Annotated in this window: 17 protein-coding genes; 3 read left to right on the top strand and 14 right to left on the bottom strand. The window is 75.4% G+C overall.

The genetic code is table 11. The annotated features are described in order from the left end of the window. The first annotated feature begins 1 nt into the window (after position 1). Both ACZ7KF_RS12090 and ACZ7KF_RS12085 read left to right on the top strand, forming a co-directional pair. On the top strand, positions 2-418 hold the full coding sequence (locus tag ACZ7KF_RS12090; protein ID WP_471072126.1) for an acyl-CoA thioesterase: 417 nt from the start codon (positions 2-4) through the stop codon (positions 416-418). Then, positions 415-1,092: a DUF8185 domain-containing protein gene (locus ACZ7KF_RS12085; RefSeq protein WP_471072123.1), complete on the top strand. Its 678-nt coding sequence runs from the start codon at positions 415-417 to the stop codon at positions 1,090-1,092. Before ACZ7KF_RS12090 ends, ACZ7KF_RS12085 begins: the two co-directional genes overlap by 4 nt. A gap of 113 nt (positions 1,093-1,205) precedes the next feature. On the opposite strand, the gene ACZ7KF_RS12080 is transcribed toward ACZ7KF_RS12085, so the two are convergent. The 4 genes from ACZ7KF_RS12080 to ACZ7KF_RS12065 form a co-directional block, all read right to left on the bottom strand. Continuing rightward, positions 1,206-2,156: an ABC transporter ATP-binding protein gene (locus ACZ7KF_RS12080; protein ID WP_471072121.1), complete on the bottom strand. Its 951-nt coding sequence runs from the start codon at positions 2,154-2,156 to the stop codon at positions 1,206-1,208. A 211-nt stretch (positions 2,157-2,367) separates the two neighbouring features. Then, the gene (locus tag ACZ7KF_RS12075) at positions 2,368-5,112 is read right to left on the bottom strand and encodes an FtsX-like permease family protein (protein WP_471072118.1); all 2,745 of its coding nucleotides are present in this window, start codon (positions 5,110-5,112) and stop codon (positions 2,368-2,370) included. Position 5,113: 1 nt separating this feature from the next. Continuing rightward, positions 5,114-8,443, bottom strand: a complete 3,330-nt coding sequence (locus ACZ7KF_RS12070; RefSeq protein WP_471072115.1) for an FtsX-like permease family protein — start codon at positions 8,441-8,443, stop codon at positions 5,114-5,116. A 150-nt stretch (positions 8,444-8,593) separates the two neighbouring features. Beyond that, on the bottom strand, positions 8,594-8,998 hold the full coding sequence (locus ACZ7KF_RS12065; protein ID WP_471072112.1) for a globin: 405 nt from the start codon (positions 8,996-8,998) through the stop codon (positions 8,594-8,596). A gap of 75 nt (positions 8,999-9,073) precedes the next feature. Here ACZ7KF_RS12065 and ACZ7KF_RS12060 point away from each other — a divergent pair, with 75 nt between their 5' ends. Further along, positions 9,074-10,051, top strand: a complete 978-nt coding sequence (locus tag ACZ7KF_RS12060) for a methyltransferase domain-containing protein (RefSeq protein ID WP_471072110.1) — start codon at positions 9,074-9,076, stop codon at positions 10,049-10,051. 6 nt (positions 10,052-10,057) lie between these two features. Here the strand turns inward: ACZ7KF_RS12060 and ACZ7KF_RS12055 are convergent, their stop codons facing one another. From ACZ7KF_RS12055 to ACZ7KF_RS12010, 10 genes are all read right to left on the bottom strand, one after another. Then, positions 10,058-11,641, bottom strand: a complete 1,584-nt coding sequence (locus tag ACZ7KF_RS12055) for an FHA domain-containing protein (RefSeq protein ID WP_471072107.1) — start codon at positions 11,639-11,641, stop codon at positions 10,058-10,060. 57 nt (positions 11,642-11,698) lie between these two features. Then, complete coding sequence (locus ACZ7KF_RS12050; protein ID WP_471072104.1) at positions 11,699-13,078, bottom strand: vWA domain-containing protein; 1,380 nt, start codon at positions 13,076-13,078, stop codon at positions 11,699-11,701. 115 nt (positions 13,079-13,193) lie between these two features. Next, positions 13,194-14,567 carry a PP2C family serine/threonine-protein phosphatase gene (locus ACZ7KF_RS12045; RefSeq protein WP_471072101.1) on the bottom strand — a complete coding sequence of 458 codons (1,374 nt, stop codon included), beginning with the start codon at positions 14,565-14,567 and terminating at the stop codon, positions 13,194-13,196. Between the two features lie 3 nt (positions 14,568-14,570). Continuing rightward, a complete protein-coding gene (locus ACZ7KF_RS12040) occupies positions 14,571-17,066 on the bottom strand; it encodes a serine/threonine-protein kinase (protein ID WP_471072098.1) in 2,496 nt (831 codons plus the stop codon). Then, on the bottom strand, positions 17,063-18,343 hold the full coding sequence (locus ACZ7KF_RS12035) for a hypothetical protein (protein ID WP_471072096.1): 1,281 nt from the start codon (positions 18,341-18,343) through the stop codon (positions 17,063-17,065). Before ACZ7KF_RS12035 ends, ACZ7KF_RS12040 begins: the two co-directional genes overlap by 4 nt. A 41-nt stretch (positions 18,344-18,384) precedes the next feature. Continuing rightward, the gene (locus ACZ7KF_RS12030) at positions 18,385-19,410 is read right to left on the bottom strand and encodes a glutamate ABC transporter substrate-binding protein (protein WP_471072094.1); all 1,026 of its coding nucleotides are present in this window, start codon (positions 19,408-19,410) and stop codon (positions 18,385-18,387) included. A 14-nt stretch (positions 19,411-19,424) separates the two neighbouring features. Further along, entirely contained in the window at positions 19,425-20,852 is a 1,428-nt protein-coding gene (locus ACZ7KF_RS12025) for a hypothetical protein (protein WP_471072092.1), read from the bottom strand. Between the two features lie 224 nt (positions 20,853-21,076). Beyond that, entirely contained in the window at positions 21,077-22,528 is a 1,452-nt protein-coding gene (locus tag ACZ7KF_RS12020) for a purine-cytosine permease family protein (RefSeq protein ID WP_471072089.1), read from the bottom strand. A 99-nt stretch (positions 22,529-22,627) separates the two neighbouring features. Then, positions 22,628-23,650: an N-acetylglucosamine kinase gene (locus ACZ7KF_RS12015; RefSeq protein ID WP_471072086.1), complete on the bottom strand. Its 1,023-nt coding sequence runs from the start codon at positions 23,648-23,650 to the stop codon at positions 22,628-22,630. After that, on the bottom strand, positions 23,641-24,942 hold the full coding sequence (locus ACZ7KF_RS12010) for a 6-phospho-beta-glucosidase (protein ID WP_471072083.1): 1,302 nt from the start codon (positions 24,940-24,942) through the stop codon (positions 23,641-23,643). The genes ACZ7KF_RS12015 and ACZ7KF_RS12010 overlap by 10 nt, the downstream gene beginning before the upstream one ends.

The following is a 24,942-nucleotide window of genomic DNA, read 5'->3' as shown; positions in this document are numbered from 1 at the left end:
CTTGCGGCATCTCTACCGCTGCCCGCTGCGCTGGTCGGACATGGACGCGTACGGCCATGTCAACAACGCGGTCTTCGTCCGCTACCTGGAGGAGGCCCGCATCGACTTCCTGTTCCGCCCGGACAAGGAGTTCAAGCAGGGGTCCGTGGTGGCTCGCCATGAGATCGACTACAAGCGGCAGCTCGCCCACCGGCACCACCCGGTGGACATCGAGCTGTGGATCACCGAGATCCGGGCCGCGTCCTTCACCGTCGCCTACGAGGTGAAGGACGCCGACCTGGTCTATGTGAGGGCCTCGACCGTCGTCGTGCCGTTCGACTTCGAGACCGAACGGCCGCGCCGGATCACCGCGGAGGAACGCGAGTTCCTCCAGGAGTACCGGGACGAGCCCGACGGTGAGAAGGCCGTCGCCGCATGACGGTGCTGCACCTGGCCGACGAGAGGGAGGCGGCCGACCTCGCCGCCTTCCTGTCCCGGCTGCTGCGCTACGACCGCGGGGCCGCGGTGCGGCTGCAGGCGGCCGGCACCGCCCTCGCCGTCTTCGGCCGGCCGCCCTCCTTCGAGGTGCTCGCCGTCCGCGCGGTGCGGCTGGCCAAGCCGTACGAGGACGGACTCGACGTCGCCCTCGACGTGACCGTGTCGGCCGGCGAGTTCCTGGAGTCCGTGGACGAGCGGGCCGCCACCGCCGCCGTCCCCGGCGCGGTCACGGGACCGCCGTGGGCCGGGGTGCTGCCGCCGCGTGCCGGCTGGCGGGCCGAGCCCGGACTGCCCGCGCCGGACGCGCTGCGCGCCACGGTCGCCGCCGCGGTGGCCGAATTCCGCTCCCGCACCGAGGAGCTGGGGCCGGACGGCCGTACCCGCGCGGAGCTGGACCGGATCGGGCGGGACATCTGGTCCCGGCGGATCGACGGCACCCGGCTGCCGGTGCGGGCCGTGCACGCGGCCCAGTCCCTGGGCTTCCTGCGGCCGGGGACCGGACCGGAGGACACGGGGCTGTTCTCCTCGGGGGCGTGGCTGCGGCTGCGTACCCCGTACGGCTCGGTGGCCGTGCGGCACGCGGGCCTCGGGTCCTTCGGGCTCAGCGTGCGCTGAACCGCGTGCGCTGAACCGCGTGCGCTGAACCGCGTGCGCTGAACCGCGTGCGCTGAACCGCGTGCGCTGAACCGCGTGCGCTGAACCGCGCGCCTTCTTGGCATGCGCATGTCTCACCGGGTGTCGTCCGGCCAGACGCCGATGTGGTCGGGCTCCAGTTCCAGGGCCACGCGGTCACGCATGTCCAGAGCGCGGAGGTAGTCGGCGGGCAGCTGGAGGCGGCCCGCCCGGTCGAGCATGGCGTACTCGCGGGCGACGACCGTCTCGTGGCCGGTCGCCGCGTCGATCTCGCTGCGGCGCAGCACCTCGGTGGAGGTGCGGCCGTCCCGGATCGCCACCGTACGGCGGACCTCGCCCGCCACCGCCTGGTCGTGGGTGACGATGACGATCGTCGTGCCCAGGCTCTCGTTGGCGGTGCGGAACGCGTCGAAGATCTGCGTCGCGGTGTGGGAGTCGAGTTCGCCGGTGGGTTCGTCGGCGAGCAGCACCGCGGGGCCGTTCGCGAGGGCCACGGCGATCGCGACGCGCTGCTGCTGGCCGCCGGACATCTGCTGCGGGCGGCGGTCGCGGCAGTCGGCCACCTGGAGCAGCTCCAGGAGTTCCAGGACGCGTTCCGCGCGCGCCCGGCGGCCCTTGCGGGTGCCGGACAGCTGGAGGGGGAGGGCGACGTTCTGGGCCGCGGTGAGGTAGGGAAGCAGGTTGCGGGCGGTCTGCTGCCAGACGAAGCCGACGACCTCGCGGCGGTAGGCGAGGCGGTCGGCGGCCGTCATGGTGAGCAGGTCGCGGCCGGCGACGCGGGCCGCGCCCGCGGTGGGGGTGTCCAGTCCGGCGAGGATGTTCATGAGCGTGGACTTGCCGCTGCCGGAGGCGCCGACCAGGGCCATCAGCTCCCCCTCGCGGACGAGGAGGTCCAGGCCCTGGAGTGCTTGGACCTCCACGCCGTCCGTGCTGAAGACACGGACCAGGCGGTCGCAGGTGATGAGCGCGTCGTGGCCGTAGGCCGGGGTGCCGCCGGCCTCGGTGACGCGGTGTGCCAGCTCGGTGAAGCTCGGGTTCGCCGTCATGGGGTCTCCTGCGTGGGTGCCGGGTGCGGGGCGCCGGGTGCCAGGGGCGGGGTGCCGGGGGCGGGGCGCCGGCCGGGGGGCGGGACCGCTCGCCCGGTGCCGCAGGGGCAGCCGTGTGCCGCCCTCGGCATCCCGGGGCCCGGGGCAGCCGTGCTTCCCCCGGCGTCTCCGGGCCAGGGGCGGCCGTGCCCCCGGCCGCGGCGGTCCGCGCTCATCGGCCGTCCCCCGCCCGGAGTTCCGGCACGGATCCCCGTCGCCCCGTCCACCAGGCCTGGAGTGCCGCGACGCCCACCGCCACCGTCAGGACCACGAGTGCCGGGACGGCGAGGGACCAGGCGTCGGGACGCAGCTCGGCCCCGGTCGCGGAGGCCGGCCCGGACGGGAGGGCGAGGGTGGTCAGGTCGATGCCGGGGGAGAGGAGGCGGATCGCGGACCAGCCGGTCAGGATGCCACCGAGCGCGGCCAGCAGGGCCTGGGGGAGGGACTCCAGGATCAGCAGGCGGCGGCCCTCGGCACGGGTGAGGCCCATCGTGCGGAGGCGGGCGAGGAGCGCGGCCCGCTCGGGGGCCGCGCGGGCCAGGGAGAGCAGCAGGGCGAGGACGGCGAAGCCGGCGCCCGCGGCGACCGCCGCGGTGTAGACGTGCTCGGCACCGGACTGGAGGGGCGAGTCGGCGTATTGGGCGCGTTCCCCGGCCCGGGTCCGGACGGCGGCCGAGCCGCCCACGGCGTCGCGCAGCGCGCCCGCGTCCGGAGGGGCGCCCGTCACCAGCAGGGTCGTGGGACGGCCGGCCGCGTGCGGGAGGCCCGCCCGGTCCACCACGAGGAAGTCGGCGCCGGAGACGGCCGGGGTGCGGTCGCGGACCAGGACGATGCGCACGGTGACCGTGCCGCCGTCCGCCAGCCGGACCGGGAAGGGCCGCCGGGTGCCGTACGCGGCGGCGACGGAGGGCGAGGCGAGGGCGGGGAGCGTGCGGGAGGCGTCCGTCAGACGTCCGGCCGGGAAGGTGCCCAGGCCGGTGCGTGCGGCCAGCTCGCCGTAGCCGCGCGGATCCACGCCCACGAGCGGTACCGCGTCCTGGCCGCCCCCGGGTCTCGCCTCGCCGCCCCCGGGTCTCGCCTCGTAGGAGATGCTCGCCGGCGCCACGGCGCGGACCCCCGGGACCGCCCGGACCCGGTCGGGGACGGCTGCCGGCAGCGGGGCGGCGGAGTCCGCGCGGGCGTCGGCGCCGACGGCGAGCAGGGCCGCCCGGTCCCGGGCCTCGGCCACGCCCGCGAGCACCGAGCCGCCGAACGCCGCCGTGGTCAGTGCGGTCAGCAGGGCGAGGAGCGGCAGCACGGCGGAGGCCCGGGTACGGCCGGCACGGGCCAGGGAGAGGTGGCCGACCGCGCCGCGCAGACGTGCGGCCGGACCGGACAGGCGGCGCAGCAGCAGCGGATGGAGGCGGAGCAGCAGCAGGGCGGCGACGACGCCGACCAGGACCGGGGCCACCGCCACCAGCTGGTCGCCGCTGGTGCCGCGTCGGCGCAGGGTGGCCACCGCGCCGGCGGCCAGCACCAGCAGGGTCAGCTCGGCGACCGTACGGCGCCGGGAGGGCCGGGGGGAGGCGATGTCCTCGCGGGGGCCGTTCAGCCGTACCGTCCGGTGGGCGAGGGCCGCGCGCAGGGGGAGCGCGGCGCAGGCGGTGAGGGTGGTGGCCAGGGCGGCGGCGACCGCGGGGCCGGTGCGGCCGGCGGGCACGGCGAGCAGGGCCAGGGCCAGGCCGAGGGCGCCGGCCGGTACGGCGACCACGGCGGTCTCGGCGAGCAGCCGTCCGGCGAGTCCGGGCAGCCAGGTGCCGCGGGCGCGCAGCAGGGCGAGTTCGGTGCGGCGCCGGTCGGCGGCCAGGCCGCCCGTCATGAGCAGGACGACGGCGACGACCGTGGCGGTGCCCGTGGCGGCGACGGAGACCAGCGGGGAGATGCCGGAGCGCAGCCGGGAGAAGGCGGCGAGGGTGTCGTCCAGGTCGGTGCCGGTCTCGGCGTCGCCGTCGGTGAGGGCGCGGGCGCGTTGCAGGGCGGGCCCGGACTCCAGGGCGGCGACGGCCGCCCGCAGCCGGTCCAGGTCGTGGGCGTGCAGGCCGCGCAGGTCGGGCGCGAGATGCCAGTAGCGGGCCGGGTTGGTGCTGGTGCCGAGCAGGGCGGGGCCGGCTTCCGGGGGGAGCAGCAGCGCGCCGAGCCAGTACTTGTCGGGGTCGGGGCCGGGGGTGGGCAGGGTCACCAGGTTCGGGGTGCGCAGCAGCGGGACGGTGGACCAGTAGGCGCCGTCGGGGTCGCGCGGGAGGACGATCCCGGTGACCCGGACGGCGAGCGGGGCGCGGCCGGGCGCCGGGACGTGGACGACCGAACCCACGTCGATGCGCAGGTTCTCGGCGGTGGCGGCGGTCACCGCGGCCTCCACCTCGGCGGTGGTCGCGTCGACCGGGCCGGTGGCGCGCGGCAGCCGCCCGGTGCGCACGCGCGCGTGGTCGGCGAGGCCGCTCTGCGCGGCCAGCGAGATACGGGCGGGCAGCCCGGTCGGCCGGGGCAGCCAGGGGTCGGGCACCGTCGGGCTGACGGTGCTGCCGACGCCGTACGCCGACTGGGCGCGGTCGACGGCCAGCGGGCTGCCGGCCGTGCCGAGAACCTTCTCGTACTGCCGTTCCAGCACGGCGGGGCGGAACGCCGCGGCGCGTCGCCCGGGGGACAGGCCGAGGTCGGGCTGGGGCGCCGACACACGGACGGTGGTGTGTTCCGGGCGGGCCTGCCGGAGCGTCTGCCGGAGGCCCGCGTCCTCGTACCGGTCCACCGCTCGCGGGAAGGCACCCGCCAGGCACGCGGTCAGGGCGACGAGCAGCGCGAGCGCCGCGGCGGCCCCGGGGGCGGTCCGCAGCCGGGTCCGTACCCAGGGGGCGATCGTGTGCGGTGCCGGGCGGCCCATGTCACTCGCCTCCCTGGGCGCGCAGGGCCCGTGCCGGGTCCGTGCGGCGTACGGTCGGTGCCGCCGCGATCGCGAGCGGTGCCACGGCGACGGCCGCGAGGAGCAGGGTCACACGGCCGGGCGGCAGCCGGACCAGCAGGTCCGGTACGGGGCGGGTCGCCTCGCCGGTCAGGACGATCAGCGGCAGGACGGCACGGGCCAGTACGGTGCCCAGGCCGAGTCCCACGCCGAGGGCCAGCCCCACCAGGACGGCCTGTTCGGCGGCGACCGTCCGGGCCAGCTGGCGGCGCGGCACGCCGAGCGCGCGCAGCACCGCGAACTCGGCGCCGCGGGCCCGCTGTGCGCCGGCGGCGCCGACGGCGAAGCCGACCGCGGCGAGCGCCGCCGCCACCACGGCCGCCGCCGTGAACGCGGCCTCGGGGCCGGCGCCGAACGGGTCGTCGCGCAGCTCGGCGGCGATCTCGTCACGCACCACGACCTCGCCCGGCCCGACGTCCGGCAGCGCCCGCACGGCGGCCGCGGCGCGCGCGGAACCGCCGGGCGCGGTGGCGAGCCACCACTCGGTGGGGGTCGCGCTCTCGCCGTACCGGGCCTGGAGCACCTGGTTCAGGGCGCGCAGGTCGAGCAGGACGGCGCCGCCGTCGCGGTCGCCGGTGTGCCCGGGGTCGGCGGTGGCGGGCAGGGCGCGTACCGCCCGGACGATCCGTACCGGCACGGTCCGGTCGCCGATCGTGAGGCCGACGCGCTGTCCGGGGCGGGCGCCGGCCGCGGTCAGATAGCGGTCGGTCGCGACGGCGGGCACCTCGGCGGGCGCGGACCGGGCCACCTGGAGCCGGAGGGTGAGGGAGGCGACCGTCCAGATGTCGGCGTCGGGGAGATAGCCGGTGCTGTAGGTGAAGGTCAGCGGGCGGGTGCCGGTGACCTCGGGGCGGGTGGGGCTGGTGGCGGCGCTCGGCACGGCGGCGCCGCCGGCCTCCGCGGTGGTGGTCCACCGGGCGGGCAGCGCCAGCCGGTGCCGCGTCCCGTCCGCCCCGGACGCGGTCAGCGCGTCGACGACGAGCCGGTGCCGCTCGGCACGCCCGGCGGGCTGAGTCAGGTCCAGACGCAGGCCGGTGAGGGTCGCGGGGCCGGAGGGGGCGGCGAGACGGAGGGCGAGGGTGTGGGGGCGTCCGTCGGCGGGGAGCTGCCCGAGCGGCAGCTGGTACGGCACCCCGTACCGGTCGGCCAGCGTCACCGTCACCGCGGTCGTGGTCCCCGGTCCGGTCGAGGAGCGCAGCCGCGCCGTCAGCCGCAGCCCGGTGGTGCCCGCCGGCACCCGGGCCCCGGCCGGGGCGCCCTTCGGCGCGAGCCGGGCCAGCAGGGGCCGTACCGGTTCGTCCGCCAGGTCGGGCCGCATGAGGACCGCGTCCGCCGCGTGCGCGGTGTCCAGGGCGAGGACGGTCGCCGTGCGGTCGCCGGACAGCGGCTGGTCGCCGCGCACGGCCGGGGCGGCGGCGCGCACCCGTGGCAGACCGGCGTAGAGGTCCGTCCGGCCGAACCCGCCCTCCCCGGCGGCCGTCACCCGCACCTCGGCCCCGGCCCGGAAGTCGGCCTGGTCGTCCTGCGAGCGGTCCCAGGAGGCGGCCTGCCCGATCGCGAGCATGCCCAGCGCGACGGCGAGGACGAGCAGCAGCACCGGGCCCGCGGCGCGCGCGGTGCGGCGGCTGAACTGCCAGCCGGCCAGCGCCACCGGCAGCCCCCGCCCGCCGGCCGCCCACCGCTCGGCGAACCGTGCCACGGGCGGCAGCAGCCGCAGCGTCAGCACGGTGCCGGCGAGCAGGGCCAGCGCGGGCGCGGCCACCAGCAGCGGATCGACGCCGAGAGTGCCCGACCGGTCGGCGGCCACGCCCCCGGATCCCTGCCGGCCCAGCTGCCGGTAGGCCACCCCGGCGATCGCGAGCAGCCCGAGGTCGGCGCCGGTCCGCAGCGGCGCCGGGACGGTCCGGGAGCCGCTCGGCCGGGCGGCCTTCCGACGCGGCATCAGGGGCAGCGTCCGGGCGCGCCGGGGACGGGGCCGGCGCGCCCGGTCCCGTACCTCCGCCCCGGACCCGGCCACCGCCGGCACCGTCACGGCCAGCGCACAGCCCAGGGCCACCCCGGCCGCCACCAGCCAGACGACGGGCCGGCCGGCCGCCGGGAGGTCCAGGCGCAGCTGGAGCCGGGCCAGCGGGCCGTGTCCGGCCAGCAGGGCGGTGAGCGGACCGGCGAGCAGGGGCGCGGACGCGGCGGCGGGCAGCGCGAGCAGCAGGGCCTCGGTCGCGGCGAGGGCGGCGATCCGGGCACGGGAGGCGCCGCGGGCGCGCAGCAGCCGGGTCTCGTCCGCGCGTTCGGTGCTGAGCAGCCGGGCCACCAGCAGCAGCGCGTAGCCGGCGAGCAGCACGAGCTGGAGCGCGACGATCAGCAGGGTGGAGCGGGCCACGAGCAGGGAACGGTCCACCCGGTCCAGCACGTCCGGCAGCGCGGTCTGCGACACGGTCGTCCCGCTCAGGGCGGTGGGTCTGCGCAGGGCCGCGCTGCCGTCCCGGGCCGCCGTGCGCAGCTCCCCGATCCGTCCCGTCGGCACGGACGCGAAGTCCGCGGATGCCAGCCAGCCGGTCGCCCCGGCGCTGACCCGGCCACCGGTGAGGACGGCGGGGTCGGTGAGCAGCGGGCCGTACGTCGTGAAGCCGGACTTCTTCACCCCGCGCCCGAGCAGGTCGTCCAGCCGCCAGTACGGAGCCGTCACCGAGACGGGGCGGTACACCCCGACGATCCGGACCCGGACCGCGGGACCGTTCAGCCGGTCCGTCAGGGTGAGCCGGTCGCCGGGTCCCAGCCCGAGTGCCCGGGCGGCGGTCTGCGGGAGGGCCACCTCGACCTCGCCGGTGCCGCGGCGCGGGAGGCGGCCGGTGACCGTCCGCAGCAGGCGGGTGTCCAGCGCCGCGAAGTAGGTCAGGTCCGGGTCGCCGCATCGGCTCGCGGGCGGCCGCGGCGAGCGGGGCAGCGCGTACGGTCCCGAGCGGCGCAGGGTGCGTACGGTCACCGGTAAGCCGGCGAAGGTCCGTCGGGCGCCGGTGCGTACGGCGGTGTCGGCGGCGGCGCGTTCGGCCGGGGGCACGTCGGCCTTGACGATCAGGGCGGTGTCGGCGGCGGTGCGCGGGTCGGCGAGCACATGGCGCAGGGCCGCGTCGCCGATGGCGTCCGAGTACGTGGTCAGGGTCGCCAGTACCGCGGTGGTCAGCACGACCGTCAGCAGCGCGGCACCCAGCAGCAGGAGGTGCGCACGCGCGCGTGAGAAGACGAACCCCGTCACCCGGCCCCCGTGTGTCCGCCGCTTCCAGACCTTCGGGCGATGCTGGCAGAGGCGCGGTGCGGGGGGTAAGCGGTTGTTGGCCGGTCTATACCGGATTGTGATCGGAAGGCGACGTCGGGTGACCGGAATCCGACCTTCAGTGACGACGCGTCAGTCGGGGGTGTTCACCATCGAGGCGGCGGCGTACGTCAGGTAGTTCCACAGCGTCCGCTCGTGCTCCTCCGGCAGCCCCAGCTCGTCGACGGCCACCCGCATGTGCCGCAGCCAGGCGTCGTGCGCCGCCCGGTTCACGGTGAACGGGGCGTGCCGCATGCGCAGCCGGGGGTGGCCGCGGTGGTCGCTGTAGGTGGTGGGGCCGCCCCAGTACTGCATGAGGAACAGGGTCAGCCGCTCCTCGGCCGGGCCCAGGTCCTCCTCCGGGTACATCGCCCGCAGCTCGGGGTCCTCGGCGACTCCCTCGTAGAAACGGTGGACGAGCCGGCGGAAGGTCTCCTCCCCGCCGACCTGCTCGTAGAAGGTCTGCTCCTGAAGCGTGCCGCGCCGAATCTCATTCACGCGTCCATCGTCTCAGACCGGGCGGCCCAGGACTCAAGCCCTAGGACCCGGCCCGCTCGCCCCTACTGTGGACGTATGGGCGCCTACGACACGGAGATCGAGGGGCGGGCCGCCGCGGCGCGGGCCGCGCTGGTGCGGCAGATCGACGCCGAGGGCGCCTGGGCCGAGGACCCGGTGTGGCGGGAGGCGTTCGCGGCGGTGCCCCGGCACCTGTTCGTGCCCTACTACTACGTCCCCGGGCCGGGCGGCTACGAGCGCCGCTGGGGCGAGAGCCCCGACCCCGAGGCCCGGGAACGCTGGGTGCGCGGCGCCTACACGGACGTACCGCTGGCCACCCGGCTGCGCGACGGCGAGCTGCTCTCCTCCAGCAGCCAGCCCTCCCTGATGGCCCGGATGCTCACCGCCCTGCGGGTCGAGGACGGCAACCGGGTCCTGGAGGTGGGTGCCGGCACCGGCTACAACGCGGCTCTGCTGGCCCACCGGCTCGGCGCCGACGACCTCGTCACCACCGTCGACCTGGAGACGGAGATCACCGAGTCGGCCCGGCAGCACCTGACCGCGGCCGGTCACCGCCCGGCCGTCGTCACCGGCGACGGCGCGCGCGGGGTGCCCGAACGCGCCCCCTTCGACCGGATCATCGCCACCTGCGAGCTGCCCACGGTGCCGCGCGCCTGGCTCGCCCAGTGCCGGCCCGGGGCGCGCATCCTCACTCCGCTCGCCACCGGTCTGCTCGCCCTGACCGTGCGGGACGCGGACCACGCCGAAGGCCGGTTCCTGCCCCGGGCCGCCTTCTTCGTGCCGCTGCGCGGAGAGCGCAGGGCCGAGCCCGAGGGCGTCTGCCTGGCCGGGCTGCCGGGCCGGGCCCGCGAGCAGGAGCCCTTCCACTTCCTGCTCGCGCTGGCCCGGGGCGCCCTCGACCCGGTGGAGGCGTACTCCCTGTGGGAGCGCGAGGGCGAGCCGGGCCGCGGACGCTACGGCGTCACGGCCGACGCCGAGTACACCTGGGCGTGGCTGGACGACCCGGAGGGGCCGTACGCCTGGCCCCTGCCCTGAGCGTGCTCAGCCCCGGCGGACCGTGATCGTCGTCCAGGCGCCCACGTGCACCCGGTCGCCGTCCTGCAGCGGGACCGGCACGAACGGCTGGATCGGCTCCTCGGACATGTTGACCGTGGTGCCGTTCGTCGAGTTCTGGTCGACGACCGCCCAGCTGCCGTCGGGCTGCTGCACGAGCACCGCGTGCTGGTGCGAGACGCCCGGGTCCTCCGGCGGTACCGCCAGGTCGATGTCGGGGGTGTCGCCGGTGGAGTGCCGACGGCGGCCGATGGTGACCTGGTTGCCGGTGAGCGCGCGCTGCTGCTCGGGCGAGTACGCGGGCAGGTTCAGGCCCGCGGCCTCGGGGCCGGAGCGCTGCATCATCGCCATGAAGTACTCGCGGTCCGGGCCGATGGTCGCGGTCCAGGTGGTCCGCTGCGGGGCCTGCGGCGCCTGCGGGAAGCCGCCCGGTCCGGGCGGGGCCTGGGTGGCACCGGGCTGCGGGTAGCCGTACCCGCCGCCCGGCCCCTGGGCCTGACCCGGTACCTGGCCGGGGCCGGCCGGGCCGGGGGACGACGGCGGGGAGATCACCCAGTCGTCGTCACCGCCGCCGAAGGAGGGGCCACTGCCGGCCGGGCCGGTCTGCCGCGGGAACGCGGGCGGAGCCGACGCGCCGGACTGCTGGAACGCCTGCGGGGCACCGCCGGGACCGGCGGGCGGCGTCGGCCCGGGCGGCGGCGGTACCGCACGAGAGGGGTCACCGCCGAAGCCGGAGGGACCGCCGGGACCGCCGGGGCCCTGACCGGGACCGCCGCCGAAGCCCGAGGGGCCGCCGGGACCTTGGCCGGGACCGCCGCCGAAACCGGACGGGCCGCCGGGACCCTGACCCGGACCGCCGCCGAAGCCGGAGGGGCCACCGGCGCCGGGGCCCTGGCCGGGACCGCCGGGACCTTGGCCGGGACCGCCGCCGAAGCCGGAGGGGCCGCCGGGGCGCTGGCCCTGTGCCGCACCCGGGCCCCCCGGGCCCTGGCCGAAGCCCTGCGGGGGCCCCGGAGGGCGCTGGTTGCCCGCGCCGAAGCCGGGCGCGCCCGAGGGGCCGGGGGAGGTCGGCGGGCCGGACGGACCGCGGTCGCCGCCGAACGGCGTCGGCCCCGACGGCTCGCTGCCGAAGGACGGGATGGGCTCGGCGGGCCGGTTCACCTGCGAGGGCCGCGAGCCCTGGTACTCGTACGCGTCACCGCCGCCGTAGGTCGTGCTCGGCGGCTGGAACCGCGGCTGCGGCGAGCGCGGGGCGGCCGGGGTGTACGAGGTCGCCGTGTTGGTCAGGAAGTTCCACCGGCACTCCTCGCAGAAGGGCGCACCGCCCTCGCGGGGCGTACGGCACTGCGGGCACAGCTCCGGCTCCGGCGCGGGACCGGCGGCCGGATGCGGGCGTCCCCCGCCGGCCTGTCCGCCGGGACCGCTCGGTCCGGCGGGCGGCGGGAAGCCGTAGCCGCCGCCGGCCGGGGGCGGCGGCGGAGGGGGCGGAGGTACGGCACCGGCCATGCGGTGACCGCAGACCTCGCACCAGTCGTCGGAACCCGACTGGTGTCCGTTCGGGCAGGTCGGCATGTCGGTGCTTCCCCTTCTCATGAGGGTCCGTCTGGTGTCCGCCGGCTTGTGGCAGCGTCACTTCTTTACACGAACAGTCTTTGTGGACCGGGTCTCCAGAGTCATCTCATCCGCCTCCGCGACCCTTGTCTTCAACCGCACAGTACCTGTCGCGGCGTCGACCACGTCCACCACCTTCGCAAGCAGTTTCGCAGTGTCCGCGTTCCCCGAGCCGTTCGCGAGCTGAACCGCACGCCCCAGTTTGGCCGTTGCTCCATCGAAATCACCCGCTTTGCGGAGATCGAGCCCTTGCTGGATGGCTTGGGCCAGTTCGGCCTGCCCGGTGTAATGGGCGACTTGGGGGCTGATCGAGGTGGAGGCGGCCATGTCGTCGGTCCACACGGCCCGCACGAGCCCCTGGGCGCCGAGGTTCCGCGCCGTACCTCCCCCGTGCTCCGCCTCGCTCGCTCCGCCGGGGCCCCCGGGATGCGGCACCACCAGGGAGATCCGCGCGGCGAGCATCTCCCGGCCGAGCCCGGCCGGCGGGACCGCCACGCACAGGTGGTAGTCGCGGGACTCGTCGCCCCAGGACCCGGTCGGATAATCCCCGGCGCGCGGCCCGGCCTCGGTGCGGCGGGCGGTCAAGTCCTCCACGCTGGGCGCGACTTGCTTGACGAACCGGATGGTCGTGCCGACCGGCGTCCACACCCGCAGGGAGACGTCGGCGACCTCCTTGCCCATCGCCGTCTCCATCATCCGCGTGAAGTCCGCGGCCAGCCCGGCCGGGTCGGCGACGATGTCGGCGGTGCCGAGCAGCGCCGAGGCGATCCCTGTGACTTCTTTCACTTCCCAGTCGGTGCCCACGCCCCGCGCGTCGCAGGTGAACCGCCCCGCGCAGGCGTCCAGCGTCGCCCGCAGGTCATCCGGTGACTCGTGTTCATTGCGGCCGTCGGTGAGCAGGATGCCGTGCCGGATGGCGACGTCCGCCGAGGACAGCAGCCGGTCGGCGAGCCGCAGCCAGGTGCCGATCGCCGTACCGCCGCCCGCGCTCAGCCGGCGCAGCGCCCGCTTGGCCTGCTCCCGGGTGGAGGCGTCGGCGACCGCGAGCCGCCCGCCGCCCGGGTAGACCTCCGTGGCCACGTGCGTGCCGCCGATCACCGCGAAGCTGGTGCCGTCGCGCAGGGTGTCGATGGCGGCGGCCGTGGCGTCCCGGGCGTTGCGCATCTTGGTCGGCGGGTAGTCCATGGAACCCGAGCAGTCGACCATGACCGCCACCGCGGCGGAGGGCGGCCGCCCCGGTGTGTACACGGGCGCGGAGACCGCGCTGCCGATGGTCCCGCCGCCGGTCGCGGTCACCGTGACGATGGCGTTGACCTCGCTGCCGCCCTCGGGCAGGTACTCGTTCTGGTAGACGTCCACCGAGAACTGCGGCACGTTCGACTTCGCGAAATTGGCCATGCTTGATCGCATCCCCCTCGGACACCCCGCGCATGCGAGGCGATGACTCTGAGCGGACCGGTCCCCTCCGGTCCGCCGCGGCTTCCCCGTGCCGTATCCCCGTGCCGTACGGCCCTCAGGCCGATCCTGCCCCCTGCGGCGGCACCGGGAACGGCAGGAGCGCCACTGTTACGTTGTCGTGGCCCCCGCCGTCCAGGGCGTGCCCGACCAGTACCCGGGCGCCGTGCAGCGGACGGGAGGCCGCGTCCGGCGGGACGACCTCGCACATCTCCTCGGCCGTCTCGGCGTAGTTCCACAGTCCGTCGGTGCACACCACCACGGCTCCGGGCCGGTCCGGTTTGAAGCAGGCGGTGTGCGGCTCCAGTTCGTAGGCGTCCGCACCGAGCCAGCCCGTGATCGCGTGGGCGCGCTCGTCGGCGTACGCCTCGGCCTCGCTCATCAGGCCGGCGGCCACCATCTGCGCGGCCCAGGAGTCGTCCTCGGTCAGCCGGGCGGGCGGCGCGCCGCGGTCGGTGGGCACCCAGTAGACGCGGCTGTCACCGACCCAGCCGACGACCAACAGCCCGGAGGTGACCACCGCGCCGACGATCGTGCAGGCCGGCGCGTTCTGGTGCGGGGCGTGCTCACGGGCCGTCTCGGGCTCCTCGGCGAGCGCGTTGACGGCCTGCGCGGCGGCGACGATCGCCTCGTGCATCGCCGCTTGCGGATGGGTGCCGCGCGGCAGCGCGGCCAGCAGGGTGTCGCCGGCCGCCTGGGAGGCGGCCAGGGAGGCGTCGTCGGGGCGGGTCGCGGAGGACACGCCGTCGCAGACGATCGCCACCAGCGCCGGCGTGCCGTCGGGCAGCGCGGTGTGGCCCACGGCGAAGGCGTCCTCGTTGCGGTGGTGGCGCAGGCCGCGGTCGCTGACGGCGGCGACCGGGCCCGACTCCCGCTCCACGTGATCGCGTTCGCGCGGCTGGGCGTGCCCGCAGTTCTCGCAGTAGCCGTCGCTGTCCACCCGGCCCGCCCGGCAGGCCACACAGACCTGCGCCGGAGGGGCCGGGTCCGCCGGGTCCGCCGGATCGGCCGGATGGGCCGGGTCCGCCGGGGCTGCGGTACCGGCGGCCAGCCGCGGGTCCGGAGCCTGCAGCGGGTACTCGTCGGGCTCCGCGGGCCGGTCGAACCGCACCCCGGACCCGGCGGACCGGTCGGAGCCGGACTCGGGGTCGGGTCCCGGCAGCGGGTTGCCGCCCGAGTCGGTGCCGGGCAGCTCCGCCGGCACATGCGCCGCGGGCGGACCGCCCGAGCCGGCCGGCTCGGGAGCGGGCCAGGGGGCCTCGCCCCCGGGCGCGGCGGAGCCCGTCATGGTGAGCGTCGGATGATCCTGCGGCGGCGCGGGCACCACCGAAAGGTCGTATCCGCACGCTCCGCAGAACCGGTCGCCCGACTCCACGGGTTCCGCGCAGCTCGGGCACTTGGACAGTGCGGCCTGCTGGGGCATCTGCGACATCGATTACACCCACGTCCGGGGGCGGTAACGGTTGGCCCGTTCCACCAGCTCGATCCTCTCATCGCCGCCGGGCGCCAGCCGGGCCAGCGTGCGATAGGCGCGCTCCAGGCCGAAGCGCAGCCCGCGCTCGTCCAGACCGCTGCCCAGCAGCACCCGGCCTCCGGCGGCGGGCCCGGTGCCCTGGCCCCCGGAGAGTATCCAGTCCAGCGCGCAGCCGAGCACTTCCGCCGACAGCAGCTCGCGCCGGGCCGGGTCCAGGCCGTACGCCTGGAGTGCCTCGACCTGCCCGGCGGCGGCCGTCAGGTCGTCCAGGAACGGTACGTCACCGGCGCTCGCCGTGCGCTGTCTGAGCCGGGCCCGGACGGCGGCGACCCGGGCGGCCGTGTAGTGGATGGAGGACTCCGGCACCGACTCCAGCGTCCGTACGGCACCCGTCCGGTCCCCGGCCGCGAGCCGCACCCGGGCCAGCCCGAACGCGGCGCTCACGAAGCTCGGGTCGGTCGTCCACACCAGGCGGTAGTACTCGGCCGCGTTGTCCAGCTGGCCGAGCACCTCGGCGCACAGGCCGAGCGCCAGCTTGGGCGCGGCCTCGCCGGGGAAGGCGTCGTAGATCGCGTCGAAGGAGAGCGCGGCGCCCTCGAAGTCACCGGTGACCAGGGCGGCCACACCCCGGTACCAGACCACCCGCCAGTCGTCGGGCCGTTCCTCGTCCAGCTTGGCCAGGCTCATCAGCGCGGCCTGGTGGTCGCCGCTCTCCAGCCGGGCGCGGATCTGCCGCAGCCGGCTCTCCACGGTCTGCGCGGGCGCCGCGGCCAGCGCGCTCATCAGCTCGGCCGGCGCGGACGCCAGCAGGCCCGCCAGGAAACCGGCGTTGGGGTCGTTCGGGTCGACCAGCGGGACCGGCAGCGCCAGCGCGGCGGACGCGGTGTCGACCGCCTTGACCAGGGCGGAAGAGGCCGGGGGCGGGGGGACGGGGGTCGGCGCGGGCGCCGCTTCCGGCCGCTTGCGGGCGCGTGCCCGGCGCGCGCCCAGCCGTGACACGTCCCCGTCCAGGCGCGGGAACAACTCGGTGTCGGTGACCTTCACCTCGGGCCCGAACAGCGTCGACAGCGCCGGCCGGGCCTGCCCGGTCTGGAGCGAGACCACCTCGCGCAGCACGCCGGTCAGCTGTTCGGACATCTCCTGTGCGGAGGCGAACCTGCGGGCCGGGTCGGGGTCGGTGGCGCGCACCAGGAGCCGGTAGAAGGACTCGTAGCGGCGGAAGACCTCGATGGTGTCGGGGTCGGGCAGGGAGTCGGCGTAGACGGTGGTGTAGCCCTGGAAGTCGAAGGTGAGCACCGCGAGGGTGCGGCCCACCGTGTAGAGGTCGCTGGCCACCGACGGGCCGACGTCGGCGACCTCCGGCGCCTGGTAGCCGACCGTGCCGTAGATGGCGGACTCGTCGTCGTCCATCCTGCGGACCGCGCCCATGTCGATCAGCTTGAGCTGGTCCTCGGTCTGGATGGCGTTGTCGACCTTGAAATCGCAGTACAGCAGGTTGCGGCTGTGCAGATGGCCGAGCGCCTCCAGGGCCTCGATGCCGTACGCGCACCCCTGCTCCACCGGCAGCGGGTCGCGCCGCCCGTCGTGCGCCCGGCGGGCGTTGGCGATCTCCTTCAGGGACTTGCCGCCGACGTACTCCATGACGATGTAGCCGTCGAGGGAGCCGGTGCGCTGGTCCAGGTGCTCCACGAAGTTGTAGATCCGCACGATGTTGGCGTGCTCGATCTCCGCGAGGAAGCGCCGCTCGGAGATCGCCGCCGCCATCGCGTCCTGGTCGCCGGTGTCCAGCAGGCCCTTGAGCACCACCCAGCGGTCGGAGACCGCCCGGTCCACGGCGAGGTAGATCCAGCCCAGGCCGCCGTGCGCGAGGCAGCCCGCGACCTCGTACTGGCCGTGCACGATGTCCCCGGCCCGGAGCTTGGGCACGAAGGAGTACGGGTGCCCGCACTTGGTGCAGAAGCCCTCCGTGCGGCCCGGCCGCTCGCCCCGGGCCCGGCCCACCGGCGCCCCGCAGTCCGACCGGGAGCAGAACCGCTTGCGCTCGGGCACCTCCGGGTTCTCCAGCACCATCGCGCGCGGGTCGGGCCGCGGCACCTGCGGCACGGAGACCAGCCCGGCGCCCAGCCGCCCCCGCGTGGAGGTGCCGGACGAGGATCCCGAGCTGCGCACCGACACCGAGCGGCCCGTGGACTTCCCCGACACCGACCGGGAGAGCCGCCCGGACACCGAGCGGCGCGACCTCGACGACTGCGAGGAGGTGCGGGAGCTGCCGCTGTCCGCCGAGCCACCGGTGACCCCCGTCGGGGACGAGCCGATCATGCCTTCCCCGGAGGGGGGACCCCCCGCCGAGACGACCGGCGCCAGACCGCAGGCGTCGCAGTACAGCTCGCCGCCGCCGACGTCCTCGTACGTCCCTTCGCAGCCCGGCCGCTGGCACGCCTGCCCCGGCTGACTCATGACGGGTCCCCCTCACGGTCCTGCGGCGCGCTCGCGCTGCCCAGTGCCTCGGCCGCCGCCTGCTGGTAGCGCAGCACGGCCTGTTCGGCCACCCGCAGGTCGCAGGGCGCGCTCCACAGCATGCGGCGGGCCGCGTCGTACCGCTCGATGAGCAGCGGGTCCTCGGCGAGGCCGTGCCGGGCGACCTTCGCCCGGTAGGCGTCGAGCCGGCCGCGCAGCTCGGCGCGGACCGCGAGCGGCGCGGTGACCGCGGTCAACGACTCGCGGGCGCGCAGCAGTTCGTCCTCCGCCTTCTGTTCCAGGGACTCCAGCAGCGGGGAGAGCCGGTGCCACTGCGCCTGCCTGCGGTACTCGGCGGCGGCCGCCAGCTGCTCCTGGAGCGCGGTGGGCGGCCCGCTCACCACGGGCACCTCGGTGGCGGCGATCTTCGCCAGCACCTCGCCGCGCGCGGTGCGGGCCTCGGCGAGGGTGCGGTCCGCGCGCGAGAGGACGTCCCGCAGCCGGATCAGCCGCGCCTCGGCGTCCTGGCGCACCGTCAGCACGGCGTCGATCTCCCGCCGTACGTCCTCCAGGGCGCGCGCCTCACGGTCGTACACCGTCGTGTCCGGGCGCCCGCCGCCGGGTGCCGAACTGCCCTCGGCCGGCACCCAGAAGGCCAGCGGGTCGGCGACGACGTTCTCGCGCAGCCCGGTCAGCGTGCGGGTGATCCGTTCCAGGTCGTCGCCGGCCGGATGCTCGCCGGGGCGCACCCCCACGGAGTGCGCGAGACCCCGGGTGCGCTGGAGCTCCGCGGCGAGTAAATCGATCCGCGCGGGCAGCGCCGACCAGACCGCGTCGGCGGCGACGATCAGGTCCAGGCTCGTCGCGTACAGCTCGTTCATCCGGTCCACCAGGGTGGACAGCGAGAACGTCTCGCTCAGCCTGCCGGTCCCGCCGCCGGGGACGGTCACGGACTCGCCGCGCAGCAGCTCGGTCAGCTCCGCCAGGTCCTCACGGCTGGACCAGCGGCGGCGGGCGCGGATCTCGCGGGCGCCGCGCAGCGCGGCCGTGTAGGCGTCGAAGTACCCCCACAGCAGGGTGATCTGCGCCTCCGTGGCCTGCCAGCGCTCCCGGGTGACGCCGGTCAGCTCGGCACCTTCGAGGAGTCTGCGGCCCGCGTGGTCCTGCAGGGCCAGCAGCGAGGTCTCGATCGCCTCGTGCTCCTGGCCGAGCCGCGCCAGCGCACGGTCCACCTCGTCCCGGTCCATCACCGGCCCGGCGGGGTCCGTGACGCCCATCGATCACCTCTCGCTTGCTGTCTGTTCCGGTCGGGTGGGGCTCAACTGCTGGTCAGGTACTGCGGTACGGGCGGTTTCGACGCCGCCGCGTCCTTCCCCAGTGTGGCCGACAGCCAGGTGTCGTACGACGTCTGCCAGCCGTGTGCGCGATAGTCCACCAGAACGCGATTGACCCGGCGTACCAGATCGGTCGCGTCCTTCTTCATCGCCACGCCGTAGTACTCGGTCGTGAACGCCTTGCCCTTGAGTTCGACGGTGGGATCCTGGGCGGCCTGGCTCGCGGCGAGTGCGCCGTCGGTCACCACCGCGTCCACCTCGCCGAGTTGCAGCCGCACCAGGCAGTCGAGCTGGCTCGGGACGGTGGTGGAGATGTCGGCGGAGGCGGGCAGCCGGCCCCCCTTCCGGTCGGCGTCCAGCTTGGCGTACGCGGTCGAACCGGCCGCCGTGCACACCTTCTTGTCGGCCAGGGAGCCGTCGTAGCCGGTGATCGGCGACGACTTGGGCGCGAGGACCTGCTGCCCGGTCTTGAAGTAGGGCGCGGAGAACGCGACCTGCCGCAGCCGGTCACAGGTGATCGTCATGGTCCGGACGACCATGTCGACGCGCCCGTCCTGGATGGCCGGGATGCGCTGGCTGGTGGGTATCGCCTTGAACTGCACCGCGTCCGGGTCGCCGAGGATGTCCTGCGCGATCCGGTGCACGAGGTCGATGTCGAAGCCCTCCAGCTCCGCGCCCTCGGTGTTGGGGTTGCGGTAGCCCCAGCGGTAGCTGTTCTGGTCGACGCCGACGATCAGCTTGCGCTTGGCGCCCGAACGGGCCTTGATGGCGTCGATCGTCGGCCCGTCGGCACCGGACGGGGCGAGCGTCCGCCGGTGCGCGTCGGCGTCCTCGCAGCCGTCGGCGTCGGCCTGGGTGCCGGTGGTGACCCGCTGCCCGGCCCGTCCCGGCGCCTGCTGCTGGGTGCGTGGCAGCAGCAGGACGAACGCCATGGCGAGCGCGCACAGCACCGCCATGGCGGCGACCCCGCCCCAGCCCCGCAGGGAGGCCCGTGCACGGTCCGCGTACATCGCCCTGCCCCCTGTCACCGGTACTCCGAAAGTCTGCGGCCTATGCCGGCGACGGCGCCGGCCGCGCCCAGCACCGCGAGGACGGCCACGCCGATCGGCAGCCCGGTCAGGGCGTCCCGCCCGTCCGTGGCGGCCTGCCGGAACTCGGACCGCTCGTGGTCGATGGCCCGGGCGAGATTGCGGTCGACGCCGTCGAAGCACTCGCCGGTGGCGCCCTTCGCCCCGATCACCTTGTCCAGCGCCTGCTGGTAGTTGCCGTTCTCGTCCTCGGCGCGGGCCGCGGCGTGGCGCTGCTTCCACACCGCCATGTTGCCCTGGGCCGCCTCGACCGGGGCGGTGCCCCCCTGGTCGTCGGCGAGCCGGGCGGCCGCGGTCAGCCCCTTGCCGAGCACGGCGATGTCCTTGTCGAAGTCGTGGTAGTAGGCGTCGTACGGCTCGCCGTCGACCGTGACGGTCTCCGCGCCGCGCGCCACCAGGCTCAGGTTCTCGTTCCCGCGGGCCTTCAGGGAGGCTATCCGGGCGTCGTGCAGCACGTTGAGCGAGCGCACGCCGTGGTCGTAGGAGCCGTCGAGCCCGGACCGGGCGACCGCGTGGCCCACGACCAGCCACAGCAGGGCGACGGCGGTGGCGGCAGAGGCGCCGACCAGGCCGTGGTTGAGGACGCGGTTGGTGCGCCGGTACATCCGCCGCTGGGCCCAGCCGAGCGCGGCGAGGGCGAGCAGGCCGAGCGCGATCGCCGCCCACGGGTACGGCTTCGCCTGCCCGTAGTCGGCGTCGAGCCGGCGGTTCTCCGTGGTGTAGAGGGTCTCCGCCGCCGGGAGCATCTGCTTCTGCATCTTCTCGTTGGCGTACCGCAGATAGGCGCCGCCCACCGGGTAGCCCTGCCGGTTGTAGGTCCGGGCCCGCTCGATGAGGCCCTTGTACTCGGGCAGCAGCCGGTTCAGCCGGGCGATGGTCGCCTCGGACGCCGAGCCGGGCTCGGCGTTGGCGGCGGCGGTGACGAGCCCGCCGGCGGCGGTCCGGATGTCCTTCTCGTACCGGTCGCGGGAGCCGGCGTTCTCCTGGCCGCCCGCCAGGAAGCCGCTCGATGCGGCGGTGTTGGCGTCGGCCAGCGAGCGGTAGATGCCGGCGGCGCCGGAGCTGAGCGGCTGACTGCGGTGCAGCACGTCGTCGGCGGCGGCCGAGCGCTCGCTGGTCTGCCAGGCGGTGACCGCCCCGAACGCGACGACCAGCAGCGCCAGTACGGCGCCGATGATCCGCAACCGTCCCGGTTCGGTCGTCGCGGCGGTCCGCAACCGCTCGACACCCTCGGCGAAGGCGGTCCGGCGCGGGGCCGGCACGGCCGGAGCGACGCCCGCGGGGCGTCCGGCCTGAGCGGGGACGCCCGGGACACCCACGGGGGCGGCGGGTGGCGCCGCACTGCTCTTCGGCGGGTGTGTCACTCGACCTCCCCCATGGTCATCCGTTCGCCGCCCAGTATCACCGCCCGCACTGACATCCGCACCGGCCTTCGCTGGATCTTGATGGGATCGCAGTAAGCCAGGGGGCGCATGCCGGCGGGCGCACCACCCCCTGTGAAGGAACACGCTGGTGACGGGGGATCGGTTCCCTCGGCGGCGCCCCGTCCGCCGCGTCCGCCGGGGCGGGGCCCCGGCGCCCGCCGTCCTCAGGGCTCGCGGTGCTCGTGGGCGGCCTGCTCCAGTTCCGCCGCCTCCGCCTCGGCCAGGCGCGTCTCGGCCGCCACGTCCACGGAGCGGGTCAGCCACCAGTACAGCAGGGCGGACACGGGGAGCCCGACGAACAGGGAGATGTCGGCTCCGCCGAGCGCCTTCGCGGCGGGGCCGACGTACAGGGTGCCGACGGAGAAGAAGGGGACCATGACGACGAAGCCGACCAGGTAGGCGATGATGCCGTGCCGGCCCCAGCGGCCGTAGATGCCGTGCGGGTTGAAGATCTCGGCGATGGCGTAGTGCCCGCGGCGCACGACGTAGTAGTCCATGAGGTTCACCGCGGTCCACGGGATGAACAGGTAGAGCACCAGCAGCAGGAAGTTGTTGAAGTTCTGGAGGAAGTTCGAGGTCGCGGCCAGCGCGCCGACCAGCGAGAGGGCCGCGGTGAGGGCGAGGGTGAGCAGGCGCACGGTCAGTGTCGGCCGGACCCGTCGGAAGGAGTCGATGGCGCTGATCAGGGTCAGCGAACCGCCGTACATGTTCAGGGCGGTGACCGAGATCAGGCCGAGCGCGGCGAACAGCAGCACGATCGCGCCGAAGCCGACGAACACCTTGTCGCCGGCCGCGTCGATCGACGCGATGGTGTCGAAGTCCTCGCCCGCCCAGGCCGCCAGCAGCGTCCCGAGGGCCATCAGCCAGATGCCGCCGAGCGCCGAACCGAAGTACGTCCAGTAGAACGTCTTGCGGACGGTGACGTCCGGCGGGAGATAGCGGGAGTAGTCCGAGACGTAGATCGCCCAGCTGATCTGGTAGCCCGCGACCACGCCGAACTGCGCGAGGAAGGGCGTCCACTTGAAGCCGCCGAGGTCGAAGGAGCCGGCCGGGTAGTGCAGGGTGGCCAGGACCCCCACGGTGAACACCCCGAAGATCACCAGGAAGGCGTAGGTCAGGAACCGCTCGGCCTTGTGGATGACGTCGTAACCCACCAGCGCGACGGCCATCGCGATGACGGTGACCACCACGACCCACAGCTTGACGCCGCCGTGCAGCGTGGTGTGCAGGGCGTCGGCGGCGAGCACGCTGTTGAAGACGTTGAAACCCGCGTACTGCACATACGCGAAGACCCACACCAGCAGCGCGCCGACATAGCCGAACTGGGGCCGCGACTGGATCATCTGCGGCAGCCCCAGCTGGGGTCCCTGGGCCGAGTGGAAGGCCATGAAGAAGGTGCCGATGACGGTGCCGGTGACGATGGCCAGCAGCGACCAGAGGAGGTTGCCGCCCTCGGTGATGCTGATCAGCCCCACCGCGAGCGTGGCGATCTGGGCGTTCGACATGAACCACAGCGGGCCCAGGTGCCAGAGCTTGCCGTGCCGCTCGTTCAGCGGGACGTAGTCGATGGACCGGATCTCCAGGCCGGAGACCCGCGGCTCGGCCGATGTGCTCATGGCGCCTCCCGAGAGCAGCCCCGCCCCTGTGGACACATTGTTCCCCGGCTCCGCCGCCGGGGCGCGCCGGACGAGCACGTGGCCGGGCGCCGGGGAACGTCACCGGCCGTCGCCGGGCACCGCGGTGCCCCCGGCGCGGCTCACCTCCCAGTACTCCCGGGCCCGCGCCTGCGCGCCCGCACCGGCGGCCAGCCGGTCCAGGCCCAGCAGGGCCGCGCCCAGGACCGGGCTCGCCGTCACCACGCGCACCTCGGCCCGGGGGGCGCGGCCGGCCAGGAGGGCGCGGACGGTGTCGTTCAGCTGGGGGTGGCCGGCGGTGAGGACGCTGCCGCCGAGGAGGACCGGCGTCTTCTCGGCGAGAAGGTCCAGGCGGGTCAGGGCGACCGTGGCCATCACCGTGACCTCCTCCGCGAGCCGGGTGACGAGCGAGCGGGCCACCGGGTCGCCGTCCGCGGCCGTGGCGAACAGGACCGGGGTCAGTTCGTGCCGGCGGTCGTGGTCGACGTGCTCCAGGTGCAGGGCCTCGATGAGCGCGTACATGGTCGGCAGACCGAAGTGCGCGGGCAGGGTGCGGGCGAGGGCGGTCGGCCCGCCGCGGCCGTCCTCCGCGCGCGCGGCGTGCCACAGCGCCTCCTCCGCCAGACCCCAGCCGCCGCCCCAGTCTCCGGAGATGCGGCCGATGGCCGGGAAGCGGGCGGTGCGGCCGTCGGGGCGCATGCCCACGCAGTTGATGCCGGCGCCGCACACCACCGCCACCCCGTGCGGCTCGGCGACGCCCGCGCGCAGGATCGCGAAGGTGTCGTTGCGGACCTCCACCGACGTGCCCCACGCCCGCGCGCGCAGCGCGGCGGCCAGCTGCTCCTCCTCCACCGGCAGATCGGCGTTGGCCAGACAGGCCGAGACGTGCGTGACGGCACCGACCCCGGCGTCGGCGAACGCCCGGGCCACCGGTTCCGCCAGCGCGTCCAGCGCCGCGGCCACGCCCACCGCGGGCGGGCGGAAGCCGCCGCCGCGGGCCGTGGCCAGGACCTCGCCGGCGGCGGTGACCACGGCCACGTCGGTCTTGCTGTTGCCCGCGTCGATGGCGAGGACCGTCGGGAGGTCGGGTGCGGTCAGGCCCACGCGAGGTGCTCCCGGTTGTGTGCGATCAGCTGGTCGGTGAGGGCGTCGGCGTAGGCGTACTGGCCGATCAGGGGGTGCGCCAGCAGCGCGCGGAAGACGCGGTCCCGGCCGCCGCGCAGGGCCGCCTCCAGGGCCAGCTCCTCGTACGCCGTCACGTTCGCGATCAGGCCCGCGAAGAGGGGGTCCAGGTCCGGGACCGGCAGCGGGACCGGGCCCGTGGGGCCGACCGCCGCCTGCACCTCGATCACCGCCTCGTCGGGGAGGAACGGCAGCGTGCCCTTGTTGAGCGTGTTCACCACCTGGTAGGGGCTGCCGCCCCCCTCGGCCGAGGGACCTTCGGGCCCGCTGCCCCGGTTTCCCAGCAGGGCCGCCGCCAGGTCCACGGCCGCCTCCGAGTAGAAGGCGCCGCCCCGCTTCGCCAGCAGCGCCGGCTTCTCGTCCAGGGCCGGGTCGCCGTACATCGCCAGCAGTTCCCGCTCCATGGCGGCCACCTCGGAGGCCCGGGAGGGCTTGGTGCGCAGCTCCCGTACGACCTCGTCGTGCGCGTAGTAGTAGCGCAGGTAGTAGGAGGGGACGACGCCGAGGCGGTCCAGCAGGGGGCGGGGCAGGCGCAGGTCGTCGGCGATCGCGTCGCCGTGCTCGGCCAGCAGCTTCGGCAGGACGTTCGCGCCTTCCGGGCCGCCCAGGCGCACACCTGTTTCCCAGGTGAGGTGGTTCAGGCCCACATGGGCCAGATGCACATCCGCCGGGGCCGTGCCCAGCAGGGCGGCGAACTTCCGCTGGAGGCCGATCGCCACGTTGCACAGGCCGACCGCCCGGTGCCCGGCCTGGAGCAGGGCGCGGGTGACGATGCCGACCGGGTTGGTGAAGTCGATGATCCAGGCGCGCGGGCTGGCGCGGCGGACCCGTTCGGCGATGTCCAGGACGACCGGCACCGTGCGCAGGGCCTTGGCCAGACCGCCGGCGCCGGTGGTCTCCTGGCCGATGCAGCCGCACTCCAGCGGCCATGTCTCGTCCTGCTCCCGGGCGGCCTGACCGCCGACGCGCAGCTGGAGCAGGACGGCGTCGGCGTCCTCGACCCCCGCGTCCAGGTCGGCGGTGGTGACGATGCGGCCGCCGTGCCCCTGCTTGGCGAAGATCCGGCGGGCGAGGGCGCCGACCAGGTCCAGGCGTTCGGCGTCCGGGTCCACGAGGACGAGTTCCTCGATGGGCAGGGTGCCCCTGAGGCGGGCGAAGCCGTCGATGAGTTCGGGGGTGTAGGTCGAGCCTCCGCCGACCACGGTGAGTTTCAT

The sequence above is a fragment of the Streptomyces sp. NPDC038200 genome, from assembly GCF_055600785.1.
The sequence above is the reverse complement of the archived record's forward strand: the minus strand, read 5'-3'. Positions and strand labels throughout refer to the sequence as shown.

Excerpts from the sequence above, each read along its gene's own strand:
- ACZ7KF_RS12020 (WP_471072089.1), bottom strand. The coding sequence starts at position 22,528 with ATGAGCACATCGGCCGAGCCGCGGGTCTCCGGCCTGGAGATCCGGTCC.
- ACZ7KF_RS12055 (WP_471072107.1), bottom strand. The coding sequence starts at position 11,641 with ATGCCGACCTGCCCGAACGGACACCAGTCGGGTTCCGACGACTGGTGC.
- ACZ7KF_RS12040 (WP_471072098.1), bottom strand. The coding sequence starts at position 17,066 with ATGAGTCAGCCGGGGCAGGCGTGCCAGCGGCCGGGCTGCGAAGGGACG.
- ACZ7KF_RS12060 (WP_471072110.1), top strand. The coding sequence starts at position 9,074 with ATGGGCGCCTACGACACGGAGATCGAGGGGCGGGCCGCCGCGGCGCGG.
- ACZ7KF_RS12050 (WP_471072104.1), bottom strand. The coding sequence starts at position 13,078 with ATGGCCAATTTCGCGAAGTCGAACGTGCCGCAGTTCTCGGTGGACGTC.
- ACZ7KF_RS12075 (WP_471072118.1), bottom strand. The coding sequence starts at position 5,112 with ATGGGCCGCCCGGCACCGCACACGATCGCCCCCTGGGTACGGACCCGG.
- ACZ7KF_RS12045 (WP_471072101.1), bottom strand. The coding sequence starts at position 14,567 with ATGTCGCAGATGCCCCAGCAGGCCGCACTGTCCAAGTGCCCGAGCTGC.
- ACZ7KF_RS12080 (WP_471072121.1), bottom strand. The coding sequence starts at position 2,156 with ATGACGGCGAACCCGAGCTTCACCGAGCTGGCACACCGCGTCACCGAG.
- ACZ7KF_RS12035 (WP_471072096.1), bottom strand. The coding sequence starts at position 18,343 with ATGGGCGTCACGGACCCCGCCGGGCCGGTGATGGACCGGGACGAGGTG.
- ACZ7KF_RS12030 (WP_471072094.1), bottom strand. The coding sequence starts at position 19,410 with ATGTACGCGGACCGTGCACGGGCCTCCCTGCGGGGCTGGGGCGGGGTC.
- ACZ7KF_RS12085 (WP_471072123.1), top strand. The coding sequence starts at position 415 with ATGACGGTGCTGCACCTGGCCGACGAGAGGGAGGCGGCCGACCTCGCC.
- ACZ7KF_RS12010 (WP_471072083.1), bottom strand. The coding sequence starts at position 24,942 with ATGAAACTCACCGTGGTCGGCGGAGGCTCGACCTACACCCCCGAACTC.